The following is an 11323-nucleotide window of genomic DNA, read 5'->3' on the forward strand; positions in this document are numbered from 1 at the left end:
TTGACGCGAAGGACAGATAAAGACTCAGATCTCGATTTTGCGTCAATATCATTGTGATTTATTGCTATCAGTGTTTGATAGTTTACAAGAGCTCAGTATAATCCCAAGGTTAAAGTCAAGACTTTTACCTCTGCGTAATTATATGGGTAAAAAGTACACGACAAAAGTCAGGAAACGAAGACGTTGTTGAATATTGCACTGAATGACGAGCGACCAAACACGGGTAACAACCGTGGTCGCCAAGAAAAAATCTTGGGTGCGTTATTTTTCGTTGTGGTTGTGACTTTAATTAGTTCTGTTTTGTACGCGGCGATCAGTTGGATGTGGGATGACCAAAGGTTACCTCTCTCCAAAATAGTACTTCAGGGGAAACTGGAGTATGTCCAAGCTGACGATGTGCAGGCTGCATTTAGTCGAATTGATCACATCGGTACATTTATGTCCCAGGATATTGATGTATTACAGCAAAGTGTCGAAGCTCTGCCATGGGTAGCGCATGCCGCAATCCGAAAGCAGTGGCCGGATACAGTAAAAGTTTTTTTGACGGAGCATCAACCAGAAGCCATTTGGAATGGCAACGAACTGTTAGATAAAAACGGGTTCGTTTTTGATGGAGATGTTGCTCTGTTGCAAGAAGAAAAAGTGAAGCTGTACGGACCCAAAGATAGCGGACCGGAAGTCTTACAGACTTACCGTGATTTGAGTCCTAAGTTTCAGCAATTGGGTTTAGCGATATCGTCTCTGGTATTAAACGAGCGACGAGCTTGGCAAATCATCCTTGATAACGGTATTCGATTAGAGCTCGGTAAAGAGTCTCTTCTTGAGCGTATAGAGCGCTTTTTTAAGCTCTATAACAAGCTTGGCAGTGACACGCAAAGAATCAGTTATATCGATCTTAGGTACGATACAGGGGCCGCAGTTGGTTGGTTCCCTGAACAAGAGTTAGAAGAGAGTACAGATGACTAAGGCCGCTGATGACAACATTATTGTTGGTCTTGATATAGGCACTGCAACCGTATCGGCTCTAGTGGGTGAGGTTTTACCAGACGGTCAAATTAATATTATTGGCGCAGGTAGTAGCCCCTCACGCGGAATGGATAAAGGTGGCGTGAATGATTTGGAGTCGGTTGTAAAATCAGTACAACGTGCAATTGATCAAGCTGAATTAATGGCAGAGTGCCAGATCAGCCGAGTCTTCATTTCGTTGTCTGGTAAGCATATCGCAAGCCGAATTGAAAAAGGTATGGGCACTATTTCTGATGAAGAGGTGTCTCAAGAAGACATGGATCGCGCTATCCATACCGCAAAATCGATTAAAATCGGTGATGAACAGCGAATTCTTCATGTGATCCCGCAAGAGTTCACCATTGATTACCAAGAGGGAATCAAAAATCCGCTTGGTTTATCTGGGGTAAGAATGGAAGTGAGTGTCCACCTTATCTCATGCCATAATGACATGGCACGCAACATTATTAAGGCGGTAGAACGCTGCGGCCTTAAAGTAGAACAACTCGTATTTTCTGGGCTTGCTGCTAGTAATGCAGTAATCACCGAGGATGAAAGAGAGCTTGGAGTTTGTGTGGTTGATATTGGCGCCGGCACGATGGATGTGGCCATCTGGACTGGCGGTGCGTTACGTCACACAGAAGTATTTTCGTACGCAGGAAATGCTGTAACCAGTGATATTGCTTTTGCTTTTGGTACGCCAGTGAGCGATGCTGAAGAAATAAAAGTCAAATATGGCTGTGCTTTGAGTGAACTGGTCAGTAAGGATGACACGGTTAATGTACCAAGCGTAGGTGGACGACCATCACGTAGCCTGCAACGTCAAACGTTGTCAGAAGTGATTGAGCCACGCTACTCTGAGCTTATGGGACTGGTTAACCAAACTATCGACTCTGTACAAGCAAAATTGCGCGAAGAGGGTATCAAGCACCATCTCGCCGCGGGAGTTGTACTCACTGGCGGTGCTGCGCAAATGGACGGAGTGGTAGAATGTGCGGAACGCGTATTCCGCAATCAAGTAAGGGTCGGCAAACCGCTCGAAGTCAGCGGATTAACTGACTATGTAAAAGAGCCGTACCATTCTACGGCAGTTGGATTACTTCATTACGCAAGAGACATGCAGTCTAGCGACGATAGCGATTATAATGAACCTAAACGCTCATCTGTAACTGGCTTTTTCGATAAATTGCGTAACTGGATACAAAAAGAGTTTTAACCTGAGTTGCAGGATAAACGGAGACAACACATGTTTGAACCGATGATGGAAATGTCTGACGATGCAGTAATCAAGGTCGTTGGGGTTGGTGGCGGCGGTGGTAACGCCGTTGAACACATGGTGCGTGAATCCATCGAAGGTGTGGAATTCATCAGCGTCAACACTGATGCGCAAGCACTTCGTAAGACAAGCGTTGGCAATGTTATTCAGATCGGTGGTGATATCACTAAAGGTCTGGGTGCAGGTGCTAATCCACAGGTTGGCCGTGACGCAGCTCTCGAAGACAGAGATCGAATTAAAGATTCCCTGACTGGCGCCGATATGGTGTTTATCGCAGCTGGTATGGGTGGCGGTACCGGTACTGGTGCAGCGCCTGTTATTGCTGAAGTGGCTAAAGAGCTTGGCATTCTAACAGTAGCGGTAGTAACTAAACCGTTTAGTTTTGAAGGTAAAAAGCGTTTGGCATTTGCTGAGCAAGGTATCGATGAGCTCTCTAAGCATGTTGACTCTTTGATCACGATTCCAAACGAAAAGCTACTTAAAGTACTTGGTCGTGGTGTAACACTACTGGAAGCTTTTGCAAGCGCTAACGATGTTCTTAAGAATGCCGTTCAAGGTATTGCTGAGCTAATTACTCGCCCTGGCATGATCAATGTCGACTTTGCGGACGTAAGAACTGTAATGTCTGAAATGGGTCACGCAATGATGGGTAGCGGCATCGCCAAAGGTGAAGACCGTGCTGAAGAAGCGGCTGAAATGGCAATTTCTAGCCCACTTCTGGAAGACATCGATCTAGCGGGCGCTCGTGGTGTTCTTGTCAATATTACTGCTGGTCTGGATATGCGTCTTGACGAGTTTGAGACGGTTGGTAATACAGTGAAGGCATTCGCTTCTGACAATGCGACTGTTGTTATCGGTACTTCTCTAGACCCTGATATGACTGACGAAATCCGCGTAACAGTTGTAGCGACAGGTATTGGTAATGAGAAAAAGCCAGATATCACGCTAGTTGCGGGTGGTAAAGCGAAAGTGGCACCGACGCCGCAAGCTCAACCACAGCAACAAGCAGCGGCAACGCAAGCTGAAGAAAAACCGGCACAGACCTTGCAAAATAATCAAGTGCAAGAGAAGCCACAGGTAACTCCTCAGCCGACAAACACTGCTCCTTCTTCTCCAGCTTCGTCGAGCCAAAGTTCTGCGGCTCCAAAGCAAGAAAAGGAAAGTGGTTATTTAGATATACCGGCATTTTTGCGTCGTCAGGCTGATTAATCTTTAACCCATAAATTTGACATGGCTCAAAATTATGGTAGCATTCACGGTCGACGTTACAGACGGCCGTGTTTTGTAGCAAATTTTTGAGAGGCAAGCAGATGATCAGACAACGTACTCTGAAAGAAATAGTGAAAACAACTGGTGTGGGTCTCCACTCTGGTCGTAAAGTCACACTTACTCTGCGCCCGGCTGCTGCAAATACAGGTATCATTTACCGTCGTACAGATGTAAATCCACCTGTAGATTTTCCAGCTGATCCAGCTTCAGTTCGTGACACCATGCTTTGTACTGCATTGGTAAACGATGAAGGTGTGCGTATTTCAACTGTTGAGCACTTGAATGCGGCACTTGCTGGTATGGGCATCGATAACATTGTTGTCGAAGTAGACGCACCTGAAATTCCGATCATGGATGGTAGTGCAAGCCCATTTGTATACTTGCTACAACAAGCAGGTATCGAAACGCAAAATGCGCCAAAACGCTTCATCCGTATCAAAAAGCCAGTTCGTTTTGAAGATGGTGATAAATGGGCAGAATTTGTACCATTTAACGGCTTCCGTATGGACTTCGAAATTGAGTTTAATCACCCAGCGATTGAATCAGACGAGCAACGTTTGCTGTTTGATTTCTCGTCAAAAGGCTTTGTTCGTGAGATTTCTCGAGCACGTACGTTTGGCTTTATGCGTGATATCGAATATCTACAATCTCAAAACCTAGTTTTGGGTGGTAGTTTTGACAATGCTATCGTTTTGGATGATTACCGTATTCTTAATGAAGAAGGTCTACGCTTTGAAAATGAGTTTGTGACTCACAAAGTGTTGGATGCGATTGGTGACCTTTACATGTGTGGCCACCCAATCATTGGTGAATTCCGTGCCTTTAAATCTGGCCACGGTTTAAATAACCAACTGTTACGTGCTGTTCTTGCAGATCAGGAAGCGTGGGAGTGGACTACATTCGAAGAAGAAGTCGGCTCACCAGTAGCATTCGCAGAACCAAATATGGTGCTTGCGTAAATACTTGGCATTAGAATTAATAAAAAACCAGGCTTATGCCTGGTTTTTTGCTATTTGGCTTTAATCTTCTACTTATCAATAACATTCAAGCTTTCAGCATATTGAAATAACGTTCACTTACGATCTTCCTTTTCTGCCATATCGGCTAATCGTTTTAAACGCTCTTGAATTTTAGGTGGCGCCATGTCGGCAATCGTCATTAATGACTTTGCTGCAGATTCTGTTAGTGGTGGACGCTTAGGTCTGTCGTCTTGTTGAAAGCGGTTTCTATATAGTGAAGGATTGATCCTCACTTCAACGCTCATCAGCTTGGCAAAGCCTTGAGTACGAAGTTTATTTAGGATCATGAGGCGATCGTAATCGATCTTCATTTTGATTGCGGCACTAGAGACATCGATCAATAGATGGCCGTTACGAACATTCGCTACTCGGCAATGATCGGCCGTCCCCATGGGTAAGATCTCTTGCAAAGCTTGGTTAAGCTGTAAGATTTCTCCAGCATGTTCTTGAATCTGCTTGAACTGTGACTCAGCAATAACATCTTCAGTCGAGGTTGGACGGTGATCACGCATAGGTAAAATCTAATTTTGTTGAGATATAGCTATTCTAGAGCAGCTTTCTATCAAGGTATAGTTTACATTAACGTCTTTAGCTTCAGTTTTACAATGTAGCAAGGTAAAAAGCAAAGTTTGCTCTGGATGGATTACACATATTGCGGTATGCAATATCGGCTAATCAGTCACCACTTTAAGTAAAAACTTCAGAGTGCTTCAAACAAATACGTCTATTTATGGTTGTATCGATTAAAAATCCTTACACTAAGCCACATTGTTTCAAAACTTAGCCTTGAAATATGGATGTTTGAACTCAATATCTTTGATAAATGATTTATCTCAGTATTCTTAGTTCCAAACTGGCAGAGACTGAAGGCATTATGAGTAGATCGGGAACGGTCTGAATAAAGAGAGATTCACGAAAAATGATAACTAAGCTACTGACAAAAGTGATTGGCAGTCGCAACGACCGAACACTGCGCCGCCTTAGAAAAATTGTAAAAGAAATTAATAACTTTGAGCCAACATTCGAAGCTCTAAGTGACGAAGAGTTAAAAGCAAAGACGGTTGAATTCCGTGAGCGCCTAGAGAAGGGTGAAACTCTTGATAAACTACTTCCAGAAGCTTTTGCTACGGTTCGTGAAGCATCTAAGCGTGTCTACGGTATGCGCCACTTCGACGTCCAGCTTATCGGTGGTATGGTTCTAAATGCGGGTCAAATCGCTGAAATGCGTACGGGTGAAGGTAAAACGCTGACGGCAACGCTTCCTGCTTACCTAAATGCCCTGGCTGGTAAAGGCGTTCACATTGTAACAGTGAACGATTATCTAGCTAAACGTGATGCAGAGACAAACCGCCCTCTATTTGAATTTTTAGGTATGACTGTTGGCGTAAACGTGCCAAACATGCCTCCTCAAGAGAAAAAAGAAGCGTACCAAGCTGACATCTTGTACGGAACGAACAATGAATTTGGTTTTGACTACCTTCGTGACAATATGGCTTTCCGTAGCGAAGATCGCGTACAACGTGAACGCTTCTTTGCAGTTGTCGATGAGGTGGACTCAATCCTAATTGATGAAGCTCGTACCCCTTTAATCATTTCTGGTCCTGCTGAAGATAGCTCTGAGCTATACACCCGAATCAACCTTTTGATCCCGCATCTTAAAAAGCAAGACAAAGAAGACTCTGAAGAATATCGTGGTGATGGTCACTACACTGTTGATGAGAAATCAAAGCAAGTATACCTCACAGAAACGGGCCAAGAGTACGTTGAAGAACTGTTGGTGAAAAATGGTCTTATGGAAGAGGGTGACACACTTTACTCTCCGACTAACATCAGCATGTTACATCACGTGAATGCCGCTTTGCGTGCTCATGTGTTGTTTGAGCGCAACGTTGATTACATCGTTACTGACGAAGGTGAAGTAGTAATTGTTGATGAACATACTGGTCGTACAATGCCAGGTCGTCGTTGGTCTGAAGGTCTTCACCAAGCAGTAGAAGCGAAAGAAGGCGTTAAGATTCAAAACGAAAACCAAACTTTGGCTTCGATTACCTTCCAGAACTACTTCCGCTTATACGAAAAACTGTCTGGTATGACAGGTACTGCGGATACTGAAGCGTTTGAGTTCCAATCTATTTATGGCTTGGAAACGGTGGTTATCCCAACCAACAAACCTATGATTCGTAACGATATGCCGGATGTGGTGTACCGTACCGAAGCTGAGAAGTTTGCTGCAATCATTGAAGATATCAAAGAGCGCGTTGCGAAAGGTCAGCCAACATTGGTTGGTACCGTATCGATTGAAAAATCAGAACTTCTTTCTAACGCATTGAAGAAGGCTAAGATCAAACACAACGTATTGAATGCAAAATTCCATGAGAAGGAAGCGGAAATTGTCGCTGAAGCGGGTATGCCTGGTGCGGTAACTATCGCGACCAACATGGCCGGTCGTGGTACGGATATTGTGCTTGGCGGTAGTTGGCAATCAAAAGTGGAAGCTTTGGAGAACCCAACTCAAGAACAAATCGATGCGATTAAAGCAGAGTGGAAAGTTGTACATGATCAAGTATTAGATGCTGGTGGTCTACACATCATTGGTACTGAGCGCCACGAATCTCGCCGTATTGATAACCAGCTACGTGGTCGTTCTGGTCGTCAAGGTGATGCGGGTTCATCGCGCTTCTACCTATCTATGGAAGACTCTTTGTTACGTATTTTCACTTCTGATCGTATGGCGAGCCTTATTCAAAGTGGTATGGAAGAAGGTGAAGCTATTGAATCGAAAATGCTTTCTCGCTCAATTGAAAAAGCACAGCGCAAAGTGGAAGGTCGTAACTTTGATATCCGTAAGCAGCTACTAGAATACGATGATGTGGCGAACGATCAGCGTAAGGTTGTCTACGAGCTGCGCGACGAATTGATGAACGTTGAAGACATCAGCGGTATGATCGAGCAAAACCGTGAAGATGTGCTAACAGCGGTTATTGATGAGTACATCCCGCCACAATCACTAGAAGATATGTGGGACGTTGAAGGTCTGCAAGAGCGCTTGAAAGCAGACTTCGATCTTGATGCACCAGTGAAGCAATGGCTTGAAGAAGACGATAAGCTTTACGAAGAGGCGCTACGCGAGAAGATCATCAATCTAGCCGTTGAAGTGTACAAAGAGAAAGAGGAAGTGGTGGGTGCCCAAGTGCTTCGTAACTTCGAGAAATCGGTTATGCTTCAAACTCTGGATACGCTTTGGAAAGAGCACTTGGCAGCAATGGATCACTTGCGTCAGGGTATTCACTTACGCGGCTATGCGCAGAAGAACCCGAAACAGGAATACAAGCGTGAATCGTTTGAACTGTTTGAAGGTCTACTAGAAGCGCTGAAAACTGATGTGATTACTGTTCTATCTCGCGTTCGAGTTCAGCAACAAGAAGAAGTTGAACGTATGGAAGAGCAACGTCGTGCGCAAGCTGAAGAGGCCGCTCGTCGTGCTCAAGCGCAACACGCAGCAGCACAAAACCCTCTTTCTGAAGGTGATGAATCTGAAGAAGGTTCAAGTCAGCCAATGGTACGTGATGAACGTAAAGTAGGTCGCAATGAGCCTTGCCCTTGTGGTAGTGGTAAGAAGTATAAACAGTGCCACGGCAAAATCGACTAACGTATTAGTCAGATTATTTTTTAAAGAGTCGCCTAGGCGGCTCTTTTTTTAAGCAAATTCTGTGGCTGTCGAATTTCATAAGTTTTGATAGCATCGGATAGTTATAGAGATTCAAAGACCGTTGAAGTGTAACGGCTTGAGAGTTAGGAACCCCTATGAAAAGAATTCACATAGTCGCGGCTATTATTTTTAACCAAGACAAATCAAAAATTTTTATTACAAAGCGTCCAGACGACAAGCATAAAGGCGGGTTTTGGGAGTTTCCCGGCGGGAAAGTCGAGTCAGGAGAAAGTATTGAACATGCTCTAGCAAGAGAACTTGAAGAAGAAGTAGGAATTGAAGTTACTGAGCAAGCCCTTTTCGAGCATTTGGAATATGACTATCCAGACAAATCACTTAAGTTTGATTTTGTTACGGTATCTAAGTTCAGTAATGAGCCTTACGGCCGAGAAGGTCAAGAAGGTCGCTGGGTTGAGATAAGAGAATTGGGTAACTATGCCTTTCCTGAAGCGAACGTGCCTATCTTGGAGCGTGTCGTAAAAGAGTTCGCTTAAGCCTGATGAACTTGCTTGTGGTAACCACGGTATGTTGTTAGTTTAAACAGATTAAGCGAAACGAGAGAACGAGAGCAAACCTCGTTATCCAGAGAAGGAGAGAAAGCGCAATGGTTCGTATTGCAATCGCAGGAGCAGCAGGCCGAATGGGCCGTAATTTGGTTAAAGCTTCACACCTTAACCCAGAGGCGACAGTGAGCGCGGGATCAGAACGACCTGAGTCCTCACTTGTCGGTGTCGATATCGGTGAACTTTGTGGTGAAGGCAAATTCGATGTGTTCTTAACGGATGATCTTGCTAAAGACGTCGATAATTTTGATGTAATCATCGATTTTACTGCCCCAGTAAGTACGTTGGCGAATCTTGAACTGTGTAAGAAGCATGGAAAGAGTATTGTGATTGGGACGACTGGTTTCAGTGATGCAGAGCGTGAACTGATTGACGAAGCCGCTAAGCAAGTGCCTGTTGTCATGGCTCCTAACTACTCTGTTGGTGTGAACCTAGTATTTAAGCTTCTTGAGAAAGCAGCCAAAGTGATGGGCGACTACTGCGATGTTGAGATTGTCGAAGCACATCATCGTCATAAAGTTGATGCTCCTTCTGGTACCGCTATCGGGATGGGCGAAGCCATTGCTGGTGCGATGGGCAACAAGCTGAATGATGTAGCTGTCTATGCGCGAGAAGGTATCACAGGTGAACGTACTAAAGATGAGATCGGCTTTGCTACAATTCGCGCTGGCGATATCGTCGGTGAGCACACAGCCATGTTTGCTGATATCGGGGAACGAGTGGAGATAACGCACAAAGCGACCGATCGTATGACGTTTGCTAATGGCGCCGTCAAGGCCGCTGTTTGGTTGAGTGCCAAACCAGCGGGCTTTTATACCATGACAGATGTTTTGGGATTGAATGAACTCTAAATACATAATTATTCGCCGGCGGTAGCCGGCTTTTTTATATCTATAGAATTATTTGTAAATGAAATGATTCTAACAGAAAGTATTTTGGTGCTTACTTTTGTTGTTGTTTTGGTTGTTTTGTGGGTGTTTTGGGTTTTGATGTCTAAAAACTAATGTCTTTTTTGTCGAGTGAACGTTTGCGTGAAAAACTCATACTTTTTTGTGATCTCTAAAAAGTTCAAATTTGTAAAATTCATTAAACCTCTATGCCTCTCTATGTAATAGCATGTAAAAGTTATCTTTTTGGGCCTTACTGATTCAAAATGACCTTACTCGCTAGAAATTAATCATTTATTTTTGATTGTAGGTTGACAGGTTTCGAGTCCAACTTTAGAATACCGCCAATTTGTCTGAAATACCTATTTATGTAGATTTTATAGGTAAAGGAAGGCATGTTTGCAGTTTGATTTATTTTTTTTGCATTTTTATTCTGGAGGTTGTCTTGGGTAAATTAGCACTGTTGGTCCTAGAAGATGGGACAGTGTTCCGCGGAGTGTCCATAGGGGCAGATGGTCTTTCCGTTGGTGAAGTCGTTTTTAATACCTCGATGACGGGGTATCAAGAAATCCTCACTGATCCTTCCTATTCTCAGCAAATCGTCACTCTCACTTATCCTCATATTGGCAATACCGGAACCACTTCCGAAGATGAAGAATCCTCTTCCATTCATGCACAAGGCCTTGTGATTCGCGATCTTCCTCTAATCGCTTCTAACTTCCGTAACGAACAATCCCTCTCTGATTATCTTAAGTCTCAAAATATCGTTGGCATCGCTGATATCGATACTCGTAAGCTCACTCGTATCCTGCGTGAAAAAGGTGCTCAAAACGGCTGTATTGTTGCGGGCAACAACCTAGACGAAGCTTTGGCACTAGCGAAAGCAAAAGAATTCCCAGGCTTAAAAGGAATGGACCTTGCGAAAGAAGTTACAACAAAAGAAGCGTATCAATGGAAGCAAGGTTCGTGGACGCTTGAAGGTGGACTTCCAGAGGCGAAAGATGACAGCGAGCTGCCATACCACGTTGTCGCTTACGACTTTGGCGCAAAACGCAACATCTTACGAATGTTGGTTGACCGCGGCTGCCGCTTAACGGTTGTACCTGCAGAAACGTCAGCGGAAGAAGTTCTGGCACTAAATCCAGATGGCGTATTCTTATCGAACGGCCCAGGTGACCCAGAACCATGTACTTACGCGATTGAAGCAACCAAAGTGTTCCTAGAAAAAGGCCTGCCAATTTTTGGTATTTGTCTAGGTCACCAAATTCTGGCGCTAGCATCAGGTGCGCAAACGGTGAAAATGAAGTTTGGTCACCACGGTGCAAACCACCCAGTAAAAGATTTAGAGCGTAACGTTGTGATGATCACTTCGCAAAACCACGGCTTTGCGGCAGATGAAGCAACATTACCGGAAAACTTACGTGCTACTCACGTATCGCTATTTGATGGCTCTTTGCAAGGTATCCACCGCACAGACAAGCCAGCATTTAGCTTCCAAGGTCACCCAGAAGCGAGCCCTGGTCCACATGACGCGGCACCGCTATTTGACCACTTTATCGAACTAATCAAAAAACACAGCGCTTAATTCGGAGTAG

The 11323-nt window shown here is 44.3% G+C and carries 9 protein-coding genes; 8 read left to right on the top strand and 1 reads right to left on the bottom strand.

What is annotated here, in order from left to right; all coding sequences use genetic code 11:
• The first annotated feature begins 183 nt into the window (after positions 1-183).
• The 4 genes from R7127_RS01655 (at position 184) to lpxC (ending at position 4509) form a co-directional block, all read left to right on the top strand.
• Positions 184-966 carry a cell division protein FtsQ/DivIB gene (locus tag R7127_RS01655; RefSeq protein ID WP_005387393.1) on the top strand — a complete coding sequence of 261 codons (783 nt, stop codon included), beginning with the start codon at positions 184-186 and terminating at the stop codon, positions 964-966.
• Positions 959-2221 (top strand): cell division protein FtsA, encoded by a 1263-nt coding sequence (ftsA, locus tag R7127_RS01660; RefSeq protein WP_005372946.1) that lies wholly within the window; start codon positions 959-961, stop codon positions 2219-2221. Before R7127_RS01655 ends, ftsA begins: the two co-directional genes overlap by 8 nt.
• 30 nt (positions 2222-2251) lie before the next feature.
• The gene (ftsZ, locus tag R7127_RS01665; protein WP_017633617.1) at positions 2252-3490 is read left to right on the top strand and encodes a cell division protein FtsZ; all 1239 of its coding nucleotides are present in this window, start codon (positions 2252-2254) and stop codon (positions 3488-3490) included.
• A 101-nt stretch (positions 3491-3591) separates the two neighbouring features.
• Positions 3592-4509: a UDP-3-O-acyl-N-acetylglucosamine deacetylase gene (lpxC, locus tag R7127_RS01670; RefSeq protein ID WP_005381871.1), complete on the top strand. Its 918-nt coding sequence runs from the start codon at positions 3592-3594 to the stop codon at positions 4507-4509.
• A gap of 113 nt (positions 4510-4622) precedes the next feature.
• Here lpxC and R7127_RS01675 read toward each other — a convergent pair whose 3' ends face one another.
• Positions 4623-5081, bottom strand: a complete 459-nt coding sequence (locus R7127_RS01675; RefSeq protein ID WP_054578503.1) for a DUF721 domain-containing protein — start codon at positions 5079-5081, stop codon at positions 4623-4625.
• Positions 5082-5488: 407 nt separating this feature from the next.
• Between R7127_RS01675 and secA the strand changes: the two genes are divergently transcribed.
• The 4 genes from secA to carA all read left to right on the top strand — a co-directional run bounded on the left by secA (position 5489) and on the right by carA (position 11313).
• Positions 5489-8218 carry a preprotein translocase subunit SecA gene (gene secA / locus R7127_RS01680; protein ID WP_054578504.1) on the top strand — a complete coding sequence of 910 codons (2730 nt, stop codon included), beginning with the start codon at positions 5489-5491 and terminating at the stop codon, positions 8216-8218.
• A gap of 155 nt (positions 8219-8373) precedes the next feature.
• Positions 8374-8772 carry an 8-oxo-dGTP diphosphatase MutT gene (gene mutT / locus R7127_RS01685; RefSeq protein WP_318148294.1) on the top strand — a complete coding sequence of 133 codons (399 nt, stop codon included), beginning with the start codon at positions 8374-8376 and terminating at the stop codon, positions 8770-8772.
• 110 nt (positions 8773-8882) lie between these two features.
• Positions 8883-9692 (top strand): 4-hydroxy-tetrahydrodipicolinate reductase, encoded by an 810-nt coding sequence (gene dapB, locus R7127_RS01690; protein ID WP_005381860.1) that lies wholly within the window; start codon positions 8883-8885, stop codon positions 9690-9692.
• Between the two features lie 481 nt (positions 9693-10173).
• Positions 10174-11313, top strand: a complete 1140-nt coding sequence (carA, locus tag R7127_RS01695; RefSeq protein WP_017821483.1) for a glutamine-hydrolyzing carbamoyl-phosphate synthase small subunit — start codon at positions 10174-10176, stop codon at positions 11311-11313.
• The last annotated feature ends 10 nt before the right edge of the window (positions 11314-11323 follow it).

The sequence above is a fragment of the Vibrio sp. 1159 genome (assembly GCF_033340395.1).
In the GTDB taxonomy this organism is placed as follows: domain Bacteria; phylum Pseudomonadota; class Gammaproteobacteria; order Enterobacterales; family Vibrionaceae; genus Vibrio; species Vibrio alginolyticus.

Excerpts from the sequence above, each read along its gene's own strand:
- R7127_RS01675 (WP_054578503.1), bottom strand. The coding sequence starts at position 5,081 with ATGCGTGATCACCGTCCAACCTCGACTGAAGATGTTATTGCTGAGTCA.
- dapB (WP_005381860.1), top strand. The coding sequence starts at position 8,883 with ATGGTTCGTATTGCAATCGCAGGAGCAGCAGGCCGAATGGGCCGTAAT.
- mutT (WP_318148294.1), top strand. The coding sequence starts at position 8,374 with ATGAAAAGAATTCACATAGTCGCGGCTATTATTTTTAACCAAGACAAA.
- secA (WP_054578504.1), top strand. The coding sequence starts at position 5,489 with ATGATAACTAAGCTACTGACAAAAGTGATTGGCAGTCGCAACGACCGA.
- ftsA (WP_005372946.1), top strand. The coding sequence starts at position 959 with ATGACTAAGGCCGCTGATGACAACATTATTGTTGGTCTTGATATAGGC.
- ftsZ (WP_017633617.1), top strand. The coding sequence starts at position 2,252 with ATGTTTGAACCGATGATGGAAATGTCTGACGATGCAGTAATCAAGGTC.
- lpxC (WP_005381871.1), top strand. The coding sequence starts at position 3,592 with ATGATCAGACAACGTACTCTGAAAGAAATAGTGAAAACAACTGGTGTG.